The 24,203-nt window shown below is 43.2% G+C and carries 16 protein-coding genes; all 16 read right to left on the bottom strand.

Features of this window, described 5'->3' with window-relative positions; translation table 11 throughout:
• Window positions 1–3: 3 nt before the first annotated feature.
• Window positions 4–1,044 (bottom strand): glycosyltransferase, encoded by a 1,041-nt coding sequence (locus I2I33_RS00480; RefSeq protein ID WP_087419009.1) that lies wholly within the window; start codon window positions 1,042–1,044, stop codon window positions 4–6.
• Window positions 1,045–1,209: 165 nt separating this feature from the next.
• The gene (gene asnB / locus I2I33_RS00475; RefSeq protein WP_087419008.1) at window positions 1,210–3,138 is read right to left on the bottom strand and encodes an asparagine synthase (glutamine-hydrolyzing); all 1,929 of its coding nucleotides are present in this window, start codon (window positions 3,136–3,138) and stop codon (window positions 1,210–1,212) included.
• Window positions 3,139–3,185: 47 nt separating this feature from the next.
• Window positions 3,186–4,190, bottom strand: a complete 1,005-nt coding sequence (locus tag I2I33_RS00470; RefSeq protein WP_087419007.1) for a D-glucuronyl C5-epimerase family protein — start codon at window positions 4,188–4,190, stop codon at window positions 3,186–3,188.
• A complete protein-coding gene (locus I2I33_RS00465; RefSeq protein WP_162613655.1) occupies window positions 4,180–5,466 on the bottom strand; it encodes a glycosyltransferase family 4 protein in 1,287 nt (428 codons plus the stop codon). Before I2I33_RS00465 ends, I2I33_RS00470 begins: the two co-directional genes overlap by 11 nt.
• A 10-nt stretch (window positions 5,467–5,476) precedes the next feature.
• Window positions 5,477–6,604, bottom strand: coding sequence for a DegT/DnrJ/EryC1/StrS family aminotransferase (locus tag I2I33_RS00460; RefSeq protein WP_087419005.1), 1,128 nt, complete (start codon window positions 6,602–6,604; stop codon window positions 5,477–5,479).
• A gap of 18 nt (window positions 6,605–6,622) precedes the next feature.
• Window positions 6,623–7,201, bottom strand: a complete 579-nt coding sequence (locus tag I2I33_RS00455; RefSeq protein ID WP_087419004.1) for an acyltransferase — start codon at window positions 7,199–7,201, stop codon at window positions 6,623–6,625.
• Window positions 7,202–7,332: 131 nt separating this feature from the next.
• The gene (locus I2I33_RS00450) at window positions 7,333–9,456 is read right to left on the bottom strand and encodes a peptidylprolyl isomerase (protein WP_087419003.1); all 2,124 of its coding nucleotides are present in this window, start codon (window positions 9,454–9,456) and stop codon (window positions 7,333–7,335) included.
• A 114-nt stretch (window positions 9,457–9,570) separates the two neighbouring features.
• Window positions 9,571–11,955 carry a type I DNA topoisomerase gene (topA, locus tag I2I33_RS00445; RefSeq protein WP_087419002.1) on the bottom strand — a complete coding sequence of 795 codons (2,385 nt, stop codon included), beginning with the start codon at window positions 11,953–11,955 and terminating at the stop codon, window positions 9,571–9,573.
• A 213-nt stretch (window positions 11,956–12,168) separates the two neighbouring features.
• Complete coding sequence (locus tag I2I33_RS00440; RefSeq protein WP_229128135.1) at window positions 12,169–14,205, bottom strand: thioredoxin family protein; 2,037 nt, start codon at window positions 14,203–14,205, stop codon at window positions 12,169–12,171.
• A 156-nt stretch (window positions 14,206–14,361) separates the two neighbouring features.
• A complete protein-coding gene (locus tag I2I33_RS00435) occupies window positions 14,362–14,973 on the bottom strand; it encodes a lipoprotein signal peptidase (protein WP_087419001.1) in 612 nt (203 codons plus the stop codon).
• A 42-nt stretch (window positions 14,974–15,015) separates the two neighbouring features.
• A complete protein-coding gene (locus I2I33_RS00430; protein WP_027201860.1) occupies window positions 15,016–15,396 on the bottom strand; it encodes a TraR/DksA family transcriptional regulator in 381 nt (126 codons plus the stop codon).
• Between the two features lie 94 nt (window positions 15,397–15,490).
• Entirely contained in the window at window positions 15,491–18,919 is a 3,429-nt protein-coding gene (gene ileS, locus I2I33_RS00425; protein ID WP_087419741.1) for an isoleucine--tRNA ligase, read from the bottom strand.
• A 461-nt stretch (window positions 18,920–19,380) separates the two neighbouring features.
• The gene (locus tag I2I33_RS00420) at window positions 19,381–21,090 is read right to left on the bottom strand and encodes a phospholipid carrier-dependent glycosyltransferase (protein WP_087419000.1); all 1,710 of its coding nucleotides are present in this window, start codon (window positions 21,088–21,090) and stop codon (window positions 19,381–19,383) included.
• Between the two features lie 19 nt (window positions 21,091–21,109).
• Entirely contained in the window at window positions 21,110–21,817 is a 708-nt protein-coding gene (locus tag I2I33_RS00415) for a glycosyltransferase family 2 protein (RefSeq protein ID WP_087419740.1), read from the bottom strand.
• A 10-nt stretch (window positions 21,818–21,827) separates the two neighbouring features.
• Window positions 21,828–23,093, bottom strand: coding sequence for an aspartate kinase (locus I2I33_RS00410; protein ID WP_087418999.1), 1,266 nt, complete (start codon window positions 23,091–23,093; stop codon window positions 21,828–21,830).
• A 90-nt stretch (window positions 23,094–23,183) separates the two neighbouring features.
• Window positions 23,184–24,128 (bottom strand): Rpn family recombination-promoting nuclease/putative transposase, encoded by a 945-nt coding sequence (locus tag I2I33_RS00405; RefSeq protein WP_087418998.1) that lies wholly within the window; start codon window positions 24,126–24,128, stop codon window positions 23,184–23,186.
• Window positions 24,129–24,203: the final 75 nt, after the last annotated feature.

Raw genomic sequence — 24,203 nt, 5'->3', positions numbered from 1 at the left:
GAATTATGATTTCTTATTTCCGTAATAATTTTTTGAAAATCCTTTTACTTCCTTTCCGAGCAAGGCATTCCAGCCTCCCCAGAGTAACCCGAAGCCATAAGCGAAGACTTGGATGAGCAAAGTAATGATGGAGAGGAAGGCAACAATGATGTTCCGGTATCTGAAAAGTGACTGAAAAAAAGCAAATAAGCAAACAAGCATTAATCCGTAGTCAACAATATTCCATACAAAATGTACGGGAGGATAGTTTTGTCCTGTGAAAAAGGTGCATAATTCCAAAACGACTAATCCAACGATTAATAGGGCCGGGAGCAGGTGAATCGGTTTTAGCGTATGTGGATGGCGTCTGGATAAATTGATGCGTGCAACTCCCCAGTTAAAGATTTGGCGGAAGAACTTGGGTATACTTGTGCGGCGTTTATGATAGACATAAGCATCTGCGATTAGCCCCACTTTAAAACCGGCATTGTATATTCGCATGGAATAATCCATATCCTGACCATGACGCAATCCTCCCATACCTCCAATCATGTCATATACTTTTCTGGATATTCCCATGTTGAAACTTCTAGGATAGAAACGCCCCACGTGCTTTTTATTTCCCCTGGTTCCTCCTGTTCCGATAAATGAGGTCATGGAGTAATTAATCGCTTTCAGTAGGGGAGAAAAAGAGGGATGACAGGTGTCCGGGCCTCCGAATGCGTCATAATGATGTTCGTTTTGGGCCTTCTCAATTTCAGCCAGCCATTGAGGGGGAAACATACAATCGGAATCTACAAAGATAAAATACTCTCCTTGGGCTTTACTCATGCCGTAATTTCTGGCAGCCCCGGGACCTTGATTTTGTTGGTATATCGCTCGTATTTGAAGTCCGCTGGCAGAGTGGTATTGTTCGATGAATTCCTTGAACCCGTCTTTCGAACCGTCATCCACGAATAATAATTCAAAAAGACACCGATTCCCTTCGAGCTTTTCTGCGCTTTCAAGGAGTTCTTTCACTTCTTCCAGACGGTTATATACGGCAATGATGATAGAGTATTTCATGATCTAGTTGTATTTATTATAATCGTGTATACCTGAATGCCAGTTCCTTGTTTGTAATATTTATTGGATTTATTTCAAACCGAGACAATTTTTCACGGTTTGAAGATAAACTTAATTACGTTCTTCGAATAGCTTGATGCTTTCTTTTTTTGTCATAATCATGTTTTAATAGTAAGCTTCGATGTTATCTTCTACTCGTTTGTGTATGAACTCCTGTTCCCAGATAGCCAGTCCCAGAATGATCCAGATAAAATTGTAGTGCCACCGGAGTTTCGGATGTGCCGGGTAATCCAGAATATAGCGGATATAGTCATAATTGAATATTCCCTGTTTCTCGATATATTCTTTTGTAAGAATCTTCTCGGCTGTATCTTTTAAATCCTTTTTGAATTGTAGATACGGGTTCACCGTGAATCCCCATTTCTTTTTCGTGATAATCTTGGGGGGAAGATATGGTTTCATGGCTTCCCGGAAAAGATTTTTAGTCTGGTTATTTTTGATCTTCATCTCCACGGGGAGAGTAAAGCCGAAGTCTACCAAATCCCGATCAAGGAAAGGAATTCGTTCCTCAACCGAATGGGCCATGGACATCCGGTCATCCGTAAGCAAATAATCGTTTACCATTTTGGATTGAAATTCGGCATATAGCACTTGATCCAATCCGTTCTGGTGGCGTACAGATTCAAAAATCTTGTCAAATTCCTTATGTACCTTGAATTGTTCTATTTCTTGCTGTTTCAAGAACGATTCCGAATAGATATTCCTGTAGAAAGGGTTATCGAAATCCCACGTGTTTCGCAGGATGAGGTAAAAGCGCTCCACGTTCCCGATCGACAGTAACATTTGTACGCCCCGGCGATATTCGTCGTAACGTAATGATTTAGAGTTGTTCTGAAGACGGAAGATGAAATCCGATTTCCAACGTAACATACGTTGTAGCCATTGTGGAGTATGGTGATGCCAGTTTTTGAACGGGTAAATGAATTTATGAATATCATATCCGGCAAATAGTTCGTCTCCGCCTAGCCCTCCGAGAATAACCTTCACGGTTGGGTGGACAAAAGCCGACATATTGAATCCCTGCAATAGATTAATTTTAGGTTCCTCTGCATGCCAGATTACCTTCGGCATTTGTTGCATCGGATTCATCGATAGGCTCAACGTGTGGTGATGCGTGTGAAAGTGATCGGCGATTTGTTGGGCATCGGGAAATTCATCCGTGGGCTCATTAAACCCTAGGGTAAACGTGTTGATCTCGGGAACACCCAGTTCATGCATTTTCTGCACGATCGTTGAGGAATCCAGTCCGCCCGATAGATACACGCCGACTGGAACATCACTGACCAACTGGCGTTTCACGGCCTGTTTGATCAATTCGTTCATTTTCTCTTTCGCCTCGTTTTCCGTGATGGATCGATCGATATTCACAGCCAGCTGCCAGTAGCGTTTTACCGTGAACAGACCGTTTTCAAACACGGCAAAGTGAGCCGGGGGAAGACGTTTGATGCCTTCAAAAAGAGTCTCATTCCCTTGCGTGTAACGCAAGTTCAAGTGTATATGTAAAGCCTTTAAATTTAATTTCCGTTCATATTTCGGGTGTAGGATAATGGATTTCTGTTCGGAACCGAAAACTAATATACCATCTTTGAGGAAATAGTGTAGAGGTTTAGTTCCGAAATGATCCCGTGCGAGAATCAGGCGGTTATTGTTTTGATCCAGTAGGGCAAAAGCAAAAATACCGTTTAACTTGTTGAAGAATCCGGTTCCGTACTCCTCGTAAAGATGAACCAGAACTTCCGTGTCGGTAGCGGTATAGAACACGTGTCCCTTGGATTTGAGTTCTTCCCGGATTTCTTCGTAGTTGTATATCTCCCCGTTAAAAATGACACAGACACTTTTGTCTTCATTAAAAATAGGTTGATTGCCACACGTGGAAACGTCGATAATGGACAAACGCCGGTGTCCGAGAGTGAAATCCCGGTAGGTATATATAGATTGATCATCCGGCCCCCGATGTTCAATCGTGGTCAGCATTTCCGACATGAGTTGAGTGTTATCTGTATCCCGTTCGAATATTCCGGCTATTCCACACATATTACAAGAGTTTGTTTATACAAAAGTATTATTTTTTCCCGTTTTTATTATAAACGATTCAGTTTCTTTAATGCCGTGAACTTGTGGCGATACATTTTTAAAATATTGGAAATACGGTCATAATGATGGAATTTCTCGCTAAAAAGGCGTAATTCCTCTTTTCCGGTGATTCGATAGAGGATTAGGAGTTGCTGGCGAACAAGTCTGAGATAACCGATCGTGCAGGGGTCATCTTGTGGATAACCGGAAAGATCGCAGCGATTGAATCGAGGCCAGAACCCCATGTCAAACAGAGGAAGTTGACGGGTAAGACCTTCTACTCCTTCATTAAACAACCGAAGAGCGAGTGCGTACCCGTTGGGGTCCTTGTTTTCGGGAACTGCACGAATGTAATCGTATAAACCGAAAAGGCAAAAGCCATGGCCATCCAGTACTCGTGTCGGACACTCTGCCACGTATTCTTCGTAAAAGGTTTCCCCCTTTTCCCGGTCTACGGAAACCCCTCCGACTGTTATATCCTTCGTGAAAGGAATTAATGCTTGAGTTGCAACCTTCAAGTAGGCATCATCCTCTGTAAGTTGCCAGGCTCTCAATAGCATGGATATTCCCCTACTTTGTGCGAAGGCGGATTTCCAAGGTTGATAAACATGGTATTCGGGTTTAGGCACATCGGTTAGCCAATAACAACCGAGTTCTGTATGATCTGTCCGATTGTTCATAAACCAGTCTGCAATGCGAAGAAAATGAGCCCTTTTCTCTTCGGAATGTGTCTTTAACCACGAGTGGAATATGGCTAACCCGTACTGTCCGATAGAAATAGGATAGTAGTGCAGTTTTGTATCTTCCACGTCAATATAAGTCATGTTCAAGGGGACTCCATTTTTGTCAAAAGAGTGAATCAGACGATTGAGCTTAGCTATGTCCTCGTCAAATTTGATGTAATAATAGCCTAGCGTTTCAGATTGATTCTCCATGTTAATTTCGATCTTGCGGTTCGTGTTGAAATCTCGCAAAAGTTTACGTAACATGAAAATAGCTTTTTTAAGCTTCATGGCGGGCTAAGATTTGGGTTAAAGACTGGGTTAAGGACTTTCTCGAATAACGGTTGACTACATTGTCCTCTTTTATAGGAGATTGTGGATCAAAATTATTCAGTAAGGAGGTTAGAAATTGAAACATACCTTCTTCATCGTCATATTCGAATGTTTTCCCGGCCTTACAAACTTGAATGATGGCTGCGGCATCACCATCGGTAGGACCGAGGCAAAGAATAGGGGTTCTGGAGCCGATATACTCGAAAAGCTTGCCCGTGAGATTACCTTTACTCCCTTCGATGTTGGGGATAATGAGTAATAGAACAGAAGAACTCTTCATGTATTTGATGGCATTTGCGTGAGCTACGAACGAATGGATTTCTACGAAATCTCCCAGTTGTTCCGAGAGTTTTTGAGCTATACCCTGATCCACTTTACCGACAAAACGTAGTTTGAGTTTTCTTGATGTGGAAAGTCTTTTAACTGAATGGATAAAGGAATCAATCGTGTAGTCAGCCGCCAAAGTCCCCGTGTAGGTGATCGTGAAAACATCTTCCTTTGGAATAGTTAGGTCGAAATCCTCGGCATCGAATCCATTAGCGATAACTTTTATTTTAGAGGCTTGAATGGCCGGAGATTTTGCTGCCAGTTGCTTTTTGATGTAGTCGCTTACCGTGATTACCTGATCTGCATCCAGAAGAACATTTCGTTCATATTGCCGATCAATCGCTTTTGCAATGGGAGTTGGGTACATTTTATTATAGTAATAGATGTCAGTCCATGGGTCTCGAAAATCAGCAATCCAATGCAGATGGAAACGCTTTTTTAGTTTTTGTCCGACCAGATGGGTTGACATAGGCGGGCCCGTTGTGATGACGGCGTCTATTTTTTCTTCCTGAATAATTTGGATTGCTTGATGATAAGCGTGTTTATTCCAGCCTCTCCGGGCATCCGGTAGGAAGAAATTACCCCGGATAAAACGGGCAATTTTCTGTTTTAGACTGGGACTCCCTTCATTGACGAATCCGCTATACGGGGCACTTTGGGCTTTAGTCAGTTTTTTATAATATTCATATATACCGGAACAATCCGTTCGATACACGATTTGTCCGGCTCGTACATCTTGTTCCAGCGTGTGGTCTTTTATGGGATATTCAGCCTTTTCCGGATCAACCGTGATAATGATCGGATCATAACCAAATTCCGGAAGGTATTTCGAGAACTTCAACCAGCGTTGAACTCCCGGTCCTCCTGAAGGTGGCCAATAATAGGTGATGATCAGAATCTTTTTCACGGTGAAATCTCTATCGATTAAAGAATCTACGAATTTGTTCGATGATGTACTCTTGCTCTTCCGCTTTCATTTCCGTGTGCATCGGTAGCGATAGTACCTCTTCGCTTAATTGTTCAGCAACGGGGAATGTTCCTTGCCCTTGTCCCTTTTTAGCATAAGCCTCTTGCAAATGTAAGGGGATAGGATAATAAATCATGCTGGGAACATCATGTTCTGCCAAGAAAGATTTCAACTCATCCCGTAGGTGATTTTCAACCCGGATGGTGTATTGATGGAACACGTGTGTGCTATTAGCAGCCCGTTGTGGAAGGATAATTCCTTTTACTGTTGCTAACCCTTTGTCATAATGTTCAGCGGCTTGATTACGGGCGGCTGAATATTCATCGAGGTATTTTAGTTTTACATCCAAAATGGCAGCTTGCATGGTATCCAAACGAGAGTTACATCCCACGACACTATGGTGATATTTGATCTTTTGCCCGTGATTGGCAATCATGCGGGCCCGTTCGGCTAATTCGTGATCTCGGATAAATAAGGCTCCACCGTCCCCGTAACATCCTAAGTTTTTGGAGGGGAAGAATGAGGTTGTACCAATATCTCCAATGCATCCGGCTTTTTGTTGGAGACCGTTACTGAACGTGTAAGTGGCTCCGATAGCTTGTGCCGTGTCTTCTACCACGTAAAGTTTGTGTCGGCGGGCTATATCCATAAGCGGTTCCATGTCTGCGCATTGGCCGTACAAGTGAACAGGAACGATTGCTTTCGTGCGGGGGGTAATTTTTTCTTCAATCTTGGTAACATCAATTGTGAAACGGTCTGCGACACAATCCACGAAAATAGGTTCCAACCGTAAAAGGGCAATCACCTCGGCTGTGGCCACGTAAGTATGAACAGGTACAATCACCTCGTCGCCGGGTTGTAACCCGAGAGCCATTAAAGCAATTTGTAGGGCATCCGTGCCGTTGGCACAAGGAACAACATGTTCTACTTGATTATACTCGGCGAGATGTTGGGCGAAAGTCTTCACTTGGGGGCCGTTAATGAAAGCCGTGGTGTCAAGTACTTCCTGTATGGCGTTATTTATTTCCTCCCGGATGCGTTCATATTGTCCGTGAAGGTCAACCATCGTGATTTTCATTGTGATATAAAATTAGATTTATTCTTCTATTTTTTGAACTAACCCGTTTTGTAAATGATAGCGTTGTTTGCTTTCCGGACATTCGGCTATTCCCTTTTCGTCAAAATGAAGACGATGCCCGTATTCACTCATCCAACCGATTTGTTTAGCCGGATTACCAACTAACAAAGCATATGCAGGAACAGTTTTTGTTACAACGGCCCCGGCTCCGATGAAGGCGTAAGCCCCAATGTCATGCCCGCACACGATCGTGGCATTGGCTCCGATGGTAGCCCCTTTACCCACGTGCGTTTTGGCATATTGACTTTTCCGGTTTACTGCACTACGAGGATTGGTCACGTTCGTGAACACGCATGATGGACCCAAGAAAACATCATCGTCACAAGTGACTCCCGTGTACACGGATACATTATTCTGTACTTTTACTTGGTTCCCGAGAACTACCTCCGGGGATATGACGACGTTTTGCCCGATGTTACAATTCTCTCCGATCCGGCAATTACTCATAATGTGGGAGAAATGCCATATTTTAGTTCCTTTTCCGATTGTTGCGCCCTCGTCTACGATGGCGGTCTCGTGTACGAAATAATCTTTCATATCTGAATCATTTTACTGGCAAAGATAGTTTTTCTATTAAAGTATTGAAAGAAACGGGGGTGATGTTTTTCTTTCGAGGAAATAAAAAAGCCGCCTTGACGGGCGGCTTTTTCGGTTTGTGGTTTAGGTTACTAGTAAAATTTGTATCTTGTATCAACCACTCCGGCATTCTTCACTAAAGCGGGGAGAATCAAACGGAACTTGGTGTACAGATTCGTTTGTTCGATACTTCTCTTGGCAGCTTCAATTTGTTCGGGAGTAACTGTTTCAACAGTTTTAGAGTTTACAACCACAACATAAACTCCTTGGTTACCGATGATCGGTTTAGAAATTTCGTTTTCTTTCATTGTAACAACTTCGGCAGTCAGCACGGGTTCGATACCAACTCCGGGAACTTGGAATGAACTGAAACTAACATCCGTGGCATCCATTACCTCTGCATTGGCTTTTTGGGCAACAGAAAGTAAACTTTCACTTCCGGAAATAGCATTGGTCAATTCCTTGGCAATGATTTCGCCCTTCTTTTTACGGATAAGTTCTGTGCGGATAGCTGCAGAAACAGAGTTCAGAGGTGCGATACCTTCTTCTTGAATTCCGGTTAGAACCACAACAGAGAATTTGTCTCCAGCCTCAAAGATCGGCGATTTCTCTTTGGTCGTCAGGATGAAACCCGGTTTTTCAGCCATATAAGCCTCGCGGATAATATCTCTTGCGTTATCAATGCCTGCAATCTGATAATCGTTTTTACCTAAGTTTGCGATACGTTTGGTTTGATTATTAGCAGTTAAAGCTGCCTCAAAATCTTCTACGGTATTGATATTGTTTGCAAAAGTACGTGCGTCGTTATAAATCTTGTTGATCGTTTGTTGAGACGGGGTAATTTCTTTTGCAACGATTCCGATTTGTACCTTATCAACAGGTTTTGATCTGTCTGTTACTTGCAAAACATGGAAACCGTAATTTGATCTTACCACTTTCACCTCGTTTTTATTAGAAAAGAACGCTGAATCCGCGATCGGTTGGAGCATCTGATCTTGGGTGAACCATCCGAAATCTCCACCGTTTACAGAGGTATTCTGATCGGCAGAATATTGTCTTGCTAAAGCATCGAAATCTCCGCCTTTACGGATTAAGCCTGCTAAACTATCGGCTAATTTCTCTGATTGAGCCATATTGTTTGATGCGATCAAGATATGACGGGCTCTTACTGAGTCGGGTAATACACGGCGGTCGGCAACACGAACGATATTGTAAGCGTTATCTTTCAGATAAGGTCCGAATACGGCATCGCTCTTTTCCGTGAACAGGAATTCATCCAGTTCCTCGTTATCCAATTCTCCCTTTTTGTAATATTTGGGTTGAAATCTTTTTTCAGATGAAAGGTTTGCGAATTCAAGTACGTTCTTTGCTTCTGCAAATTCGGGTTTCAAGTCATTCACCCAGTCTTCCGTTTCTTTAATGTCTTCGGCTGAGGCCGTGATGTCAAAATTCACGTAAGCAATTTGTCTGGCTTCTTCGCGTTCAAACAAATATTTGTGTGAATTATAATAATCTTTGATCTCGTTAGCTGTTACTTTTACTGCAGAGTCGCTAACAGTGTTGTAGCTTTTCATGATAAAGCTGATGTCAGCTGTCGTTGCTGCACTTTCTGCAAGTTCTTTGGCTTGAGCATCTGTTACAAACAAGCTTTTTGCTAGCAGAGTATTATATTTTTCTTGTTTACGAGCCGTGTTTACTTGCTCTTCCATGTTCAACCAGTATTCCTTTTGCGGGGTCCCGGCAGGAGCTTCGATCAATTGTTTGATGATCAGACGGGCTCTTTCTTTGTCTACCTGTCCCGTGTTAGGATCTGCGAATAACTGGCTGACAGCCGGGTTCATGTTGCTCCCTAATAAGAAATCGTATAACTCGTCACCGCTAACGTCCAAACCTAATTCCTCGTATTCCTTGTTCAGAATGATTTCGGAAACAATCTGATTCCAGGTATTTTCCCGGATCATTCTTTGTTGCTCATCCGTTAAGGCAGATAAACCGTTCATGCTTTTGATGAAATCTTCATTCTTCATAATCTTTTGTTGATATTCTTGAATGCCGATAGTTTCACCTCCAACTTCTCCAACTTTGTTTCTGGAACGATTGATAAGGCTGGCGCCAGAGCTAAGAGCATCACCAACAATAAACGCCACGAGGGCTAATCCAATCACGATACTAACAAGTACTCCACCGCGATTTCTAATTTTTTGTAACGTTGCCATTTATATTAAAATTTTATGTTTCTACACACGAATTTATTCTATTTTTCGAGGGTACGAATATATAAAATGGATTGGTTTTATGCAAATAAATTTCAATCCCTTTCGTTTATTGCCCTATTCCTTCTTTTTCGTTTCCTTTTTTGTCTCTTTTTTCGTTTCCTTTTTTGTTGCCTTCGGGGCCGCTTTTTTTGTTGTCTTTTTTGTCGTTTTTTTCTTACTGTCCCCTCCCTTTGCAATGATCTCCATGGTTTCCTCAAAGGTTAATTTGTCTGCTTCTTTTCCTTTGGGAATCTTATAGTTCACTTTGTTGAACGTGATGTAAGGTCCAAAACGTCCGTTAAGAATTTGTGCCCCGTTTTCAAACTCTTGGATCTTCCTATTTTTTTCGATTTCTCGTTTCTCGTTGATTCGTTCGATAGCGGTTTCAAGAGTTATTGTTCCCGGATCGTCAACGCCTTTTTTCAAGGAAACGAAAAGTTGATTATGCTTGATGTAAGGTCCAAAACGACCGATGCCGACACTGACAGGTTTCTCTTCGAATTCACCCAGTTGACGGGGAAACTTGAACAAGTCTAAAGCTTCTTCCAAGGTAATGGTTTCCATCAGTTGCCCTTTGAGCAGCCCGGCATAACGTACGGATTCTCCTTCACCAATCTGAGCCATCGGTCCAAAACGTCCGATTCGTACGGAAACGGTTTCTCCTGTTTGTGGATCTTTACCAAGTTCCCGGGCTCCCGTGTTTCGTTCGGATTCTTTCAACGTTTTCTCCACGTTAGCATGGAAAGGTTGATAAAATGTTCCGATCATGGATTGCCATTCAACCTCTCCTTCGGCAATGTGGTCAAGGGCATCCTCGGCATTTGCCGTGAAATTATAATCCATGATATTCGTGAAATAATTGGAAAGGAAATCCGTCACGACCATTCCGATATCCGAGGGAAACAATTTCTTCTTTTCCGCACCGAATATCCGGCTGATCTTCTTGACTTTTATATCTTGTCCTTTAAGGTCTATCTGGTCTAGTTGACGTTCTGTACCATCCCGGCTTTCCCGTAAGATATATCCCCGGTTCTGGATTGTGGTAATCGTGGGTGCGTATGTTGACGGACGCCCGATTCCCAAAGCTTCCATTTTCTTCACTAGACTGGCCTCCGTGTAGCGGGGAGGATGCGTCGTGTATTGTTCTAAGGCTTGGATCAGGGAACGTTGTAATTGGTCTCCTTTATGTATTGCAGGTAATAAGGCTGCTTCATCGTCTTCTTTCTCGTCATCGAAAGATTCCATGTACACTTTGAGGAAACCATCGAAAACGATCACTTCACCCACGGCCTCGAACGTGTGTTTCTCCCCGGTAATGGCGATTGTTATGGTCGTTTTTTCCAGTTCGGCCTCTGCCATTTGAGAGGCGAGAGTCCGTTTCCGGATTAACGAGTAAAGTTGCTGTTCATTCTTGTCTCCGCTGATTGATTCCTTGTCCATATAGGTCGGGCGAATGGCCTCGTGAGCCTCTTGCGCCCCTTTCGTCTTCGTGGCGAAATTCCTGGGTTTGGAATATTTTTCTCCCAGCGTGTTGCAGATAACGGCTTTTGCCGCACCGATAGCCAGTTGGGATAGGTTCACGGAGTCTGTTCTCATGTAGGTGATGTGTCCTTGTTCGTATAGTTTCTGGGCCACGGCCATTGTCTGTGAAACAGAGAATCCCAATTTGCGGGATGCCTCCTGTTGTAGCGTGGATGTCGTGAACGGTGGTGCCGGTTTACGGCTACTCGGTTTCGTCTCGACATCACTTACTGAAAATGCCGCCTTCTTGCAATGTTCCAGAAAGTTAACCGTCTCTTCCTGCGTGGAGAAACGTTCGGATAATTCTGCCTTTAAAGGGATCGAATTACCATTTGCGTCTTTGGTTTCGAATGTTCCGGTAACCTTATAGTATTTTTGTTCAACGAAATGGTTAATCTCCCGTTCCCGTTCAACGATGAGTTTTACGGCAACGGATTGAACCCGTCCGGCTGACAAGGAAGGTTTCACTTTTTTCCATAGGACCGGTGACACTTCGAATCCGACCAGTCGGTCAAGAACCCGGCGGGCCTGTTGGGCATCCACGAGGTTTTTATCAATGTCCCGGGGATTATTGATCGCGTGTAAAATGGCATCTTTCGTGATTTCGTGAAAAACAATCCGTTTCGTGTTCTCCTTCTTCAACCCCAGAACTTCGAATAAATGCCAGGCAATAGCTTCTCCCTCGCGGTCCTCATCGGAGGCTAACCAAACCGTTTTGGCTTCCTTGGCAAGTTGTTTCAGTTCTTTTACAATCGCTTTCTTGTCGGGTGATATTTCATATTTTGGTTGGAAATTATGTTCTATATCAATCCCCAAATCTTTTTTTTCAAGATCCCGGATATGTCCGAAACTAGATTTTACAACATAATTCTCTCCTAAAAAACGTTCAATAGTCTTGGCTTTAGCCGGAGACTCGACAATTACTAAATTTTCAATCATATACGATTTTCTTTTACATTTCCGTTTCCTTCCGAAACGGATTTATCGCTTTTTTTAAGCTGTTCGTCCTAAAATTAGGGTGCAAACTTACGTAAAACAATTGAAAATGAAAAACTCTACCCATTTTTTAGTAAAAAACTCTCTCCAAAATAGCGAAGAGGATGTTCCTTAGATACATCCTCTTCGAGCATATTATTATAAGTATTCCGGAGTTTATTTCCCCGTGTTCGCTTGAACTATTTTTTGCCAACGGGCTTTTTGCGTGTCATTTGCTTTTGCCAATGAACCGGATAAATAGTAAGCTATCATTTGAGAATCTTTTCCCAGTTTCGGGAGTTCTTTCTCGCAAGCTGTCAAGATCTTGTCAATATTTTCTGTCTTCACTGCCTTTGCGATGGCTAAAGAAGACAGCAAGGTTTTCTCGTTTGATAATTTCAGAGCTTTTACTTCCCGTCCGATAGCGTCTAAACGTTTTACATCGGTTTTTTGACCACGTCCGGCGATAACCATTAATATTTCACGGAAAAGGCCTTCACTCAAACGGCTATCTACTTTCTCCTTGCCAATGGTTTCGTTGAATTTGCTCCGGTTGTCAGTCAAGAATTTTGCCGCTTCTGAATCTTTCGGGCTTAATTCACTATTACCGAAAATGAACCAGTAATCTTCTGATAATTTTTCTTCATCGGTAGAAATTTTCAATAATTCGTCCACGATGGCTTTTGCGTTCGGATCGTAATTAGCTACCATCACTTGAGCGTATTGAGATAAAAATGCTTTATCTCTATTACCGCTATTGTATTTTGCATCTAAAGCTCCTAAAGCTTTGTTGTCATCGAAAGATTCCTTCACTCTCTCGATGAATTTCTCACCTTCACCACCACCGACAAGTTTATGACGAATGGTACCGTCCGGATTTACGATCACGAAAGTTGGGTAGGCACGAACACCGAATTTTTTTGCTAGTTCAGGACCTTCTCCTTTTTCCATATCATATTTTAAGCAGATGAAGTTCTGATTTAGGAAATCTCCCACGTTTTCTTGTTTGAATACGGTTTCTGACATATACTTGCAAGGGCCGCACCAAGTCGTGTAGCAGTCAATGAAAAGTTTACGTCCTTGTTGTTTTGCCATTTTCAAGGCATCTTCATAACTTAACTCGTAGAAATATACACCAACATGTGCTGCAACCTTGAATTTTTCAAAGAAGTTGGTCATGTAGGCTTTCCCGTTTTCCGGGCTATTGGCAATGAATTTATCTCCTAATGTTACGATACGCCCGGCTTCGGCTTTGTTCACCTTGGAACTGATCGAGTTTAAGGCGTTTACGATAGACCATAGTTCTTCGCTCTTGGTTTCTGCTGCTTGTTCAGCGAGAGAAATAATTTTATCCACGTTCTGGTCAATCGTGGCTTGAGCCAACTCGATCTTGCTCATCAATTGATCTTTATTCTCCAAATCGATATTGGTTAATTCTTGGCGAATTTGCTCAAGTGTCTTAGCGGGTTCTTTTGCGTTACGGCGAGTAGTATTATCAATAGCTTGACTATAATTACCATAAAGGTAAGCATCTACTTTCTCTTTGCCGATGTTTTTATTGAACACGGCAAGGTTATTTACGACAAGTTTGAAATTATCAGAACCGTAAGGACTTTCTTCGAGAATAGGCCAGAATTCTTTTTTCATTTTATCCTTGTCTTTCAGTATTTTATTCAACTCTTCGCCTACTTTTTCGCTTTTTGCTTGTTCATAAGCATCGTTCAACGCGATCTGGTAAGCCATGAGCTGTTTCTTGTTCATTTTCCCTTTCTCGTATAATTTGTTCAAATAATCGAGAGAGGTCTTTTCGTTCAGTCCTTTTTCAACTCTTGCAATGAATCCTTCCAGATCCCCGCCGCCAACCACTTTGTGTTGTACCGATCCATCGGGACGAAGAATTAAGAATGTCGGGTAGGCTCTGACTCCAAATTTTTTACCCAGTTCAGGACCTTCTCCTTTTTCCATATCAAATTTCACGCAAACAAATTTAGGATTGAAAAATTCTCCGGCTTTTTCCTGCGGGAAGATGGTTTCTGACATGTACTTGCAAGGACCGCACCATGAGGTATAGCAATCCATGAAAACGAGTTTGTTCTCTGCTTTGGCTTTAGCCAATGCTTCATCAAACGTGATATGCTCGAAATTCACGCCTCCTTGACAGAATGCCGTGAGACTAAGCATCAAAAATGCAACAATTGAAATAAGGCTTTTCATAAATTCAACAATAAATTGGTAAATAAAGTTGCAAGGTAGGAAAGAAAGCCTGACGCTGTTATTCCATGGTTTAACATTAACTTATTTTTAAAATAAAAGAGGCTTTCAAGCCTCTTTTTATCGTCCACCATAACATTTTTTAAGAATTGTGTATCCTTACTTCTTCGATGCGAAATACTTCCGGTGGAAAAGTAACAGGATGAACACGCCTATGGTAATATAGGAGTCAGCCAAGTTGAATACCGGGCGGAAGAACACGAAGAAATCACCTCCCCAGATGGGAATCCATTGGGGCAGAAAGCCTTCGTAAAGCGGGAAGTAGAGCATATCTACCACCTTGCCATGTAGGAACGACGAGTACCCTCCCCCATGAGGGAATAGGGTTGCGACTTGTGAATAACTGTCACTGAAGATCATCCCGTAGAATGCGCTATCGATGATGTTACCTATTGCCCCGCAGAAAATTAATCCGAAAGAGAGAATAACCCCCATGGGAGCCTTTTCTTTGATGAGACGTCCTAGGTACCAAGCGATGCCCACTACGGCAATTAAGCGGAATACACTTAAAACGGTTTTTCCCCACTTGCCTCCCCCGAGTTCCATCCCGAAGGCCATCCCGTTGTTTTCAATAAAATGAATTTTGAACCAGTCCCCGAAGACACTGAATTCATCCCCGATCATCATGTGGGTCTTGATCCAGATTTTAACAACTTGATCAATGACTAATAGGGCAATAATAAAAATAATAAGTTTTTTCCGCGTACTCATCTGTGTGATAAAATTTAAAGCGACTCTTAATCGCTTTTGCGATTAAGAGTCTTGTCCCATTTTGGCATCCATACTCAATGTTGCATGAGGTACGGCGCGTAATCTTTCTTTGGAGATCAGTTTTCCGGTTACCCGGCAGATCCCGTAAGTTTTATTTTCAATTCGTACTAACGCAGCCTCTAGGTGAGCAATAAATTTTGCCTGCCTTTGTGCCAGCCGACCGGCCTCCTCTTTGGAAAGAACAGATGCTCCCTCTTCCAATACTTTAAAAGTGGGAGACGTATCGGCAATGTCATTCCCGTCGCTGCCAGAGATCGAGGCTTTCAGCACCTCGTAATCTCTTTTCGCCTTTTCGAGTTTCTCAAGAATCAATTCTTTGAATTCTTGCAACTCTTCATCCGAATATCTAGTTTTCTCGGCCATAGTTGTAAAGTTTTTGTCTAAGTTAATAAAAAATCCGCTATGTAATCTTTCCCGTGGAAAAATATCCACTTTTACTTGTAACAAGGGGAAGAGGTTACATTTTTTGGATCTTAATAAACGTTTGTATGTCGTCGATTTCGATGGGTTGGGCACCGTCCTCGGCTTTATCTATTAGCGTAACGTTCTCTGCCAGAACTTGGCTGGCGATGTACGCCTTGAAGTTCTCGACGGCCTCATTGATCTCTTTGTGCTTCCCGATGTAAAGATCAATTTTGTCTGTCACGTTGAAATCACTCTCTTTTCTCAAGTTCTGGATTCGGTTGATCAATTCTCTGGCGATACCTTCTTCACGTAATTCTTTCGTGATGTTGATGTCTAGGGCAACCGTGAGACGTCCCTCGTTGGCCACTAACCAGCCCGGGATGTCTTCCGATAAAATTTCCACGTCTTCCAGTGTCAATTCCAGCGTTTCTGTTCCCACTTCCAGAGAATAAGTTCCTTGTTTCTCGAAATTGTAAATATCATTCTGGTTCATTTCTGCCACGAGAGCGGAAATCTGTTTCATGTATTTACCGTATTTCGGTCCTAAGGTCTTGAAGTTCGGCTTGATCTTCTTTACCAAGATTCCTGCCGTGTCGGTGATGTATTCGATCTCCTTCACGTTGACTTCCGACAGGATGATGTTCTTCACGGCATCCAGTTGGGTAGTCATCTCGTCATTCAAGATCGGGATCAGCAGTTTGCACAGCGGTTGTCTTACCCGGATTTGCACTTTGCGTCTCAGTCCAAGTACCATGGAAGATATTTGTTGAGCCATATTCATCCGTTCCTCCAGTTGCTTGTCAATCATTGATTCGTCGGCCACCGGGAAATCTACCAGGTGAACGTCCGTCGTGTATCGTCCCGTAACCTTGTTCAAGTCCGTGAACAAGCGATCCATGTAGAATGGTGCGATGGGCGAGGACAAAATTGCCACGGTTTCCAAGCAGGTATATAACGTTTGGTAAGCCGACAATTTATCAGTGGTTTGCTCGCCACCCCAGTAACGTTTACGGGAAAGGCGCACGTACCAGTTCGACAGGTTCTCGATCACGAAATCCTGTATTGCCCGTCCGGCCCGTGTCGGTTCATATTTCTCGTAAGCCTCGGTGACCTCTTTAATCAAGCTGTTCAATAGGGAAAGAATCCAGCGATCGATTTCCGGTCTCTCGTTAAACGGAACTTCTGCCTCTGCATACGTGAACTTGTCTATATTAGCGTACAAGGCGAAGAAACTGTACGTGTTATACAGTGTCCCGAAGAACTTACGTTTCACTTCTTCCACCCCGGCGATGTCGAATTTCAAGTTATCCCATGGTTGAGAGTTCGTGATCATGTACCAACGCAGGGGATCGGACCCTTGTTTCTCGATCGTGTCGAAAGGATCAACGGCATTGCCCAAACGTTTGGACATCTTGTTTCCCTTGGCATCAAGCACCAGTCCGTTGGATATGATATTCTTGAATGCCACGGAATCGAACACCATGGTTGCGATAGCGTGTAGCGTGAAGAACCAACCGCGGGTCTGGTCTACTCCTTCGGCGATAAAGTCTGCCGGGAAATTTGTCCGGTTGTCGATCAATTCTTTGTTCTCGAACGGGTAATGTACCTGTGCGTAAGGCATGGCCCCCGAATCGAACCACACGTCGATCAGGTCTTTCTCCCGGTACATCGGTTGTCCGGTGGGAGAAACCAGTATAATGTCATCCACGTACGGGCGGTGCAGGTCGATTTTCTCGTAATTCTCTTTCGAGTAGTCTCCCACCTTGAAGCCTTTGAAGGGATTCTCCTTCATGATTCCTGCCTGTATCGCTTTTTCAGTTTCTTCAACTAATTCTTTCACAGAACCGATACATTTTTTCTCTGTCCCATCCTCGCTAACCCATATCGGTAGGGGAGTTCCCCAGTAGCGGGAACGAGAGAGGTTCCAATCCACCAAATTCTCCAACCATTTCCCGAAACGGCCTTCGCCCGTGCTGGCGGGTTTCCAGTTGATAGTCTTGTTCAGCTCGATCATGCGATCCCGAACGGCTGTCGTTTTGATGAACCAAGAATCCAACGGGTAATAAAGTACCGGTTTGTCGGTTCTCCAGCAATGCGGGTAATTATGTTCTTGTTTCTCGACCTTAAACGCTTTGTTCTCCCGTTTTAACAGGATACTTAAATCGATGTCAAGAGTCGGGTCATTTTCAGTTAAAGTCGGATCGTAAGCGTTTTTCACGAATCGTCCGGCAAATTCCCCGTATAGGTCCGTGTTGACGTTATTTTTCAAGTATTCCGGATCAATGTCTTCCATCCGGAACAAGCGTCCCCGTTTGTCCACCATGGGTTGCTTGCTGCCTTCCTTGTCGATTAATTGCAAGGGAGCTATGCCTGCCACTTTGGCCACCCGGTCGTCATCGGCTCCGAAAGTCGGGGCAATATGCACGATTCCGGTACCATCTTCCGTGGTAACGTAATCGCCGAGGATTACACGGAATGCGTCACCCATGGGTTGCATCCAAGGTAAAAGTTGTTCGTAACGTATGCCTTCCAGCTCCGGCCCTTTATATTCGGCCACGATCTGGTAAGGTATCAATTTATCTCCTTCCTTGTAGTCTTCCAAGGCGATGCCTTCAGCTTTTTTGTTGAAGTATGCGCTGAAACGATCTTTCGCCATGATAATGGTTACCGGGCGGAATGTATAAGGATTATAAGTTTTTATTTCCAGATACGTGATGTTCGGGCCTACTGCCAATGCCGTGTTGGAAGGTAACGTCCAAGGCGTGGTTGTCCAAGCGGTGAAATATACCTCATCGCTGAAAGCGAATAATTTTTCCGATTTTTCGTCCCGGATCACTTTAAATTGAGCCACACACGTCGTGTCCTTCACGTCCCGGTAACATCCCGGTTGGTTCAACTCGTGCGTGCTTAATCCTGTTCCGGCAGCGGGGGAATAGGGTTGTATCGTGTACCCTTTGTACAGGAAACCTTTCTCGTACAATTGTTTCAACAAATACCATAAGGTTTCGATGTAACGGTTGTCGTAGGTGATGTACGGGTTGCTCATATCTACCCAGTAACCCATCTTGTTCGTCAAATCTTCCCATTCGCGGGTGAATTTCATGACGTCGGAACGACATTCTTTGTTGTAGTCGGCCACGGAAATCGTTTTCCCGATATTTTCTTTCGTAATGCCGAGTTTCTTTTCAACCCCCAATTCAACAGGTAACCCGTGTGTATCCCAACCGGCTTTTCGCTCAACGAGAAATCCTTGTAAAGTTTTGTATCTGCAAATAATATCTTTAATCGTCCTAGCCATTACGTGGTGAATACCTGGCATCCCGTTTGCCGAAGGGGGACCTTCGAAAAAGACAAACGAGGGGTGCCCCTCTCTATTCTTCAAGCTTTGCTCGAAGGTATTGTTTGATTCCCACTCTTTCAAGACATCCTTGTTTACCTGAGAGAGATCCAAACCTTTGTACTCTTGGAATTTTTTGTCCATCGTGACTCCTGATTTTAAGATATTACTTATTTGCACATTTAAAAAATCAAGTTGCAAATATACCATTTATTTGTGAAACTGGAAATCCTCTTCTTTTTTTCGTGCGTTCATTCTTTTAGAGGGTAATAAAAGACGTTTAGGAGTGGAGGTCATGATTTGCTGCCGTTTTTCTAAATCACTTCAAGATGAATAGAGTAGCAATACATGACGTGTTACGGATAAAGTAATTTTAATATCCTATTAAAATTCTATTAAAACGCTATTATATATAGCGATTTAATAGGGATTTAATAGCGTTCTAATAGCGCTTTACACGAAAGAGATCCGTTGTTGATGAGGATATGATAATGGATTATGGTATTAAATTTTCGGGTCAACGGTTTGTTGTCCTGTAATATACCTTTTCATGTCGGATTTTTCACCCGACATGAGAAGTATGATTCGTTTTTCTTTGAACTAAACTACGGAACTTGTGGTTGGCCTCCCGGCAGGAATTGGAAAATTAACGTGGGGAGTTGCTGTTTCGTGTTCTGCCCGATCTGGATGAGCGGTCTGAAATAATCCGGATATTTTTTGACCATGGGGTACACTGTGACATACCCGTGGCGGAACCAGCGGTCGATGATCACGTGAGAGATTTTTTGTTCTTGGAAGCGGTTGAACAGGTCATCCGGTTCGGCATACTGGGGAAAAGAGGTCGATTTTCTACCGCCTGAAAAGAGGTAAAAAAGTTCCGGTTTCCGGCAGGTGATGCGGGCTTCTTCGGGTAGATTCTTTTTACACCAGTTGATGGCATAGATGTACTCCACGAAGGCGGCATCGGCAATTTTTTCATTCCATTGCTTGTATGTCGCAAAATTCTGTTGCGGTTTCAAGGCTTTCGCGTAGTGCGGGAACATGAAGAACACGAGGAACACGATCAGGCCTCCCGCGGGAATTATGTGTTGGTATTTGCCAAATGAAAGTTTTTTAGTGATCGAGTTCATGATTTCAAGGCAACCATTCAGGAACAGGAATATGAAAAGGGGGATGATCCCGATAAAATAGCGGTGTCCGGCGTATTGTTCCGGCCAGATCATGAGTACGGCCATCGTGATGCCGATGTACAGGAACAGGAGTAATTGCATTTTTTTCAGTGCGATTAATCCGAGTAGGACGATGATTAAGATGCAAATGCCCTCGATCAGTCCTGAAGTGGTTACTTTTTCATCGAATCCGGGATCATCGGAAATAATTGCCGTAGGAATCCATTTGCCCACGTAGCTGACCAGGTTATTTTCGATACGTTCCGTCCAGTCTGAGAAAGTGGCCATGGTTTCACCTTTGGGTTTCTTTTTGAAGTCATGGAGATAGTCACTACTCGTGACCCCAATACTTTTATTTCGCATATCCCAGGCTGTTTTCGCCCCTGCAAAGGATGCGATGACCACGCATAGGATAATGAGGTGGCTGAACAGGGCTTGTTTGTTGGTAGCCTGTATGGTGATCTCGTCATTTTTACGCTTGCTTTTGAGGAGCGTGAGACCTTTTTGGACACAAAGAATAGCGAGGTAAATTATTATTGCCAGAATGATGGATGTCCCCATGGTCCGGACAAAATAGATGTAATTCAGCGCAATAATCATCAGAATGAAATAAATGATCTGGGAACGGGGGCGCTTTTTACAGAACAGGTGGTCCATGTCAATCAGCGAGATCAAGTACAGGACTCCCAGCGTGAGGAAGGTAAATAGCATTTCGCTCATGACAATCGTGGAGTAACGTAGTAATGCTTGTTGCATACAGCATAACAGGCAGGTTGACAGGGCGACGAATAAGTTCCCCGAAATCCTTTTCAGGAGGAAAAAAAGGATTAGGATGGACAACCCGAATAAAATGCCGTTTGCTATTTTTAAAGCCGTGTAGGAATGGGTGAAAAGTAAAATCCCCGCGTTAAACAGGGGGTAACCCGGTGGGAAATGGGAATGAGGGGTTTCTTCCAGAAACATAATATTCGTATAGCCTTTCCCGGCGGCAATGGCTCTTCCCAGGGCATAATAGTAAACGTTATCCCCGTTCAGATCCGGTTTGAAGTCAAATATTTCCAGGTAATTCACGACGAATACGCACACGATGATCGCGAGGCAGAAATAAATCCATGTAGTCGGTTTTATTTTATTAAAAATTCCCATACGAAAATTATTCTTTAAATTAAAAACGATATTTTATAAGAGTCCATATGCCAATGACCCCGTCTTTCCAGTTTATTTTTTTACCCTCATCAATACTCCGGGGGTAATAGTGGATTGGTAATTCCTTTATCTTGTATCCCTTGCGACAAACTTTGGCTGTTACTTCCGGACAAAATTCGAATCCGGTGCATTTTAACGGGATGGATTTAAGTAGTGCGGTGTCGAACATTTTGTAACAGGTCGGTTCGTCCGTCAAGCGTTGCCCGTACAGGATGTTCGTGATGATGGATAATAGCCTGCCGCCGAAATAGAATCGTTGATAGGAGTGTTTGTTTGCTTTGTTTAGAAAGCGGGACCCGTAGATAACTTTCCCGTCGTGTTCGATCATCCATGTCAGTAACGGGTTAAAGTCTTCCGGTTCGTATTCGAGGTCCGCGTCCTGTATAACGGTCCATTCTCCGTTGGCTTTCTGAATCCCTACCCGTAAAGCAGCTCCTTTGCCTTGGTTATAAGGTTGGTTGTGGTATTGAATGGGACAATCGGGATACGTTTCCATGAAACGCTGAATCTCGTCTTCCGTTTCGTCTTTCGAACAGTCGTTTATAACGATAATTTCTTTTTGGATATTTTCAACCAGTCGTGTGTGGTGAACTTTTTCCAGTAACGTGAAAAGAGTTCGGGCTTCGTTATAGGCGGGAATGATGATTGACAGCGTTTTATGTTTCATGCCGCGGGAGTTATTGTAGTACATGATTCCTTAGCACGAACTGGGCGGTCGTGCGGCTACGTTGCTCGACTAGCGAGGGGGTATCCCCGATGATCTCCCGAATGATTTCCTCGTTGTAATGGCGGATCGTGATGAGTTTCACGTCTTGGTTGTAGCGTACCTCGAATTCTTCCCGGAGTTGATCCAGAAATTCGTTGAACACGGCGCTGTTGCAATCCACGCAGAAAGAGAAGCTGATGGCAGAGTTTTGCATCAGGTTCAGTTTCAATTTATATTGGGCCAGCACGGCGAATATGTGGCTTAATTTTTCTTCCGCGATAAAAGAGAAATCTCTCGGGGTGAGGGTCAACAAGCATTGATTTTCTTTGTTAATGTAGATGGGGGGTAACTTTAGATGCTCGTCAATCTCTTGTATCACGGTTCCCTCGGATTCCGGGTGCAGGAACGATCTCACGTAGAGGGGGATTTGTTTGTTCTGGATTGGCTTTATGGTTTTCGGGTGAATGACTTTTGCCCCGAAATGGGATAGCTCGATGGCCTCTTTATAGGACATCCGGCTGATCACTTGTGCTTTTTCATATTCTTTCGGGTCGGCATTCATCACTCCCGGTACGTCTTTCCAGATCGTCACGTTTTCGGCATTTAGCAAGTTAGCCAAAAGGGCGGCCGTGTAATCCGATCCTTCCCGTCCTAAGGTCGTGGTCTGGTTGGTGCGGGTTCCGGCGATAAATCCTTGGGTGACGAATGTGGACGATGCCTTGAAGTCAAATGCTTCTTTGCAAAGTTGTTCGGAAAGTTCCAAGTCTATGTTCGCGTTACGATAGTTTTGGTCGGTTTTGAGGAATTTCCGGATGTCAATGAATTGATTTTCGATCCCCTCCATTTTCAAGTAGTCGGAGATGATGGTCGTGGAGATCAGTTCCCCGAAACAGATGATGCGATCGTATTCGTAATCATAGCATAGTGATGATTCGCTTGCCAGTATGTTTTCCAGGTTAGTAAATAATTCTTCCAAGTGCTTGTAGACCGGATCGTTCAAGGGAAATAGCGAGTTTACGATATTTAGATGAAAGTCTTTTAATTCTTTCATGATAGCGGTCGCTTTTGGATCTTGGTGAAAATAGGCGTTGCATAATGTTTCTAGCAAATTAGTCGTTTTTCCCATAGCTGAAACGACCACGATAAGTTGTCCATGCTGTTGATGGACAATTGAAGAGAGGTTTTTCACTCCTGCCGCATCTTTCACGGATGCTCCCCCGAATTTAAAAACTTTCATTTAGGTTCCGATTAAAAAGTAACACGAAACAAAAGTAAATTTTAAATTGTAAAATGCAAAATAAGATGTTGAAGATGTGTCTTTTCGTGTTTATTGTAATTGTTGTATTTCCGTTAAGGATAATCCGGTACATGTCATGATGGTTTTAAGAGGAATGCCCTTTTCGAGTAATTTTTTGGCGGTTTCTTTCTTCTCTAGTTCGATGCCTTCTTGAATGCCTTTTTCCCTTCCTTCGGCTAATCCTTCGGCCTTGCCTTCAGCTTTCCCTTCAGCTCTTCCTTCGGCTTTTCCTTCGTCCCATCCTTCCCCATGTGCAGTGGTTAGGACATCCCACTGGATTCTGATGTTGTCCATGTGGCGTTCATAAGCACGACGTTCCTGTTCGCTCATGTCTGACACACGTAGCCGTTCTCTTGCTGCTTGCAAGCCTTTAGCCGTGGTGTTTTCGTCAATGATACCGGATTTCAAGAAACGGACCCACTCGTCAAGAGGTGTTTTGGCCCGATCATCAAATTCATTAACTCTGAGGACGTAATATTCCGGAAAGATTTCTCCGGCATTTTCTTTCACGAACGTGTTACGTTGCTTGGTTGAAAGACGTAAGGTATCACCTGAATGAATTCCTCTGAAATCGGTTACTCCACGGTAGATATAATCACTCCCCTGTCCTAAATCGAAATATACAATATTAATGGAATAGACTTTTCGAACTTCAGCGTAAAGGTCACCTTCATGAATGTATTCTGTGATGGCTTTGGAGACACCGTATAGCATTCGTTGAAAATAATATAGTTCCCGGGTGTTTTGAACTTCTATGATAATGAGTTCCTTTTTGTTGTTTTCAGCCAAAACGTCAACCCGGTTGAATTTGTCGGACTCGTCTTCTTTATTGCCTTCGCTTTCTAGGATCCGATGAATCTTGATATTATCTTGTAGTAATTCGCTCAAAAATCCTTCTAACACGACAAAATTTGCTTTGTTGCGTAATAAACGTTTCATGGCCCAGTCGAACCGGATGAGATTGTATCTTGACATGGTTTTTGTATTAATAGTATTATACAAATGTACGAAAAAAAGTGGAATGAATCTATTTTAATTATTAGAAATTAA

It is taken from the genome of Butyricimonas sp. BSD2780061689_150309_C8, from assembly GCF_015560935.1.
Taxonomy (GTDB): Bacteria; Bacteroidota; Bacteroidia; order Bacteroidales; family Marinifilaceae; genus Butyricimonas; species Butyricimonas paravirosa.
The sequence above is the reverse complement of the archived record's forward strand: the minus strand, read 5'-3'. Positions and strand labels throughout refer to the sequence as shown.

Coding starts and splice junctions, on each gene's coding strand:
- I2I33_RS00420 (WP_087419000.1), bottom strand. CDS start 21,090: ATGGGAATTTTTAATAAAATAAAACCGACTACATGGATTTATTTCTGC.
- I2I33_RS00450 (WP_087419003.1), bottom strand. CDS start 9,456: ATGGCAACGTTACAAAAAATTAGAAATCGCGGTGGAGTACTTGTTAGT.
- I2I33_RS00470 (WP_087419007.1), bottom strand. CDS start 4,190: ATGAAGCTTAAAAAAGCTATTTTCATGTTACGTAAACTTTTGCGAGAT.
- I2I33_RS00455 (WP_087419004.1), bottom strand. CDS start 7,201: ATGAAAGATTATTTCGTACACGAGACCGCCATCGTAGACGAGGGCGCA.
- I2I33_RS00430 (WP_027201860.1), bottom strand. CDS start 15,396: ATGGCCGAGAAAACTAGATATTCGGATGAAGAGTTGCAAGAATTCAAA.
- I2I33_RS00435 (WP_087419001.1), bottom strand. CDS start 14,973: ATGAGTACGCGGAAAAAACTTATTATTTTTATTATTGCCCTATTAGTC.
- I2I33_RS00440 (WP_229128135.1), bottom strand. CDS start 14,205: ATGAAAAGCCTTATTTCAATTGTTGCATTTTTGATGCTTAGTCTCACG.
- I2I33_RS00405 (WP_087418998.1), bottom strand. CDS start 24,128: ATGTCAAGATACAATCTCATCCGGTTCGACTGGGCCATGAAACGTTTA.
- I2I33_RS00410 (WP_087418999.1), bottom strand. CDS start 23,093: ATGAAAGTTTTTAAATTCGGGGGAGCATCCGTGAAAGATGCGGCAGGA.
- ileS (WP_087419741.1), bottom strand. CDS start 18,919: ATGGACAAAAAATTCCAAGAGTACAAAGGTTTGGATCTCTCTCAGGTA.
- I2I33_RS00480 (WP_087419009.1), bottom strand. CDS start 1,044: ATGAAATACTCTATCATCATTGCCGTATATAACCGTCTGGAAGAAGTG.
- I2I33_RS00460 (WP_087419005.1), bottom strand. CDS start 6,604: ATGAAAATCACGATGGTTGACCTTCACGGACAATATGAACGCATCCGG.
- asnB (WP_087419008.1), bottom strand. CDS start 3,138: ATGTGTGGAATAGCCGGAATATTCGAACGGGATACAGATAACACTCAA.
- topA (WP_087419002.1), bottom strand. CDS start 11,955: ATGATTGAAAATTTAGTAATTGTCGAGTCTCCGGCTAAAGCCAAGACT.
- I2I33_RS00415 (WP_087419740.1), bottom strand. CDS start 21,817: ATGAAACATAAAACGCTGTCAATCATCATTCCCGCCTATAACGAAGCC.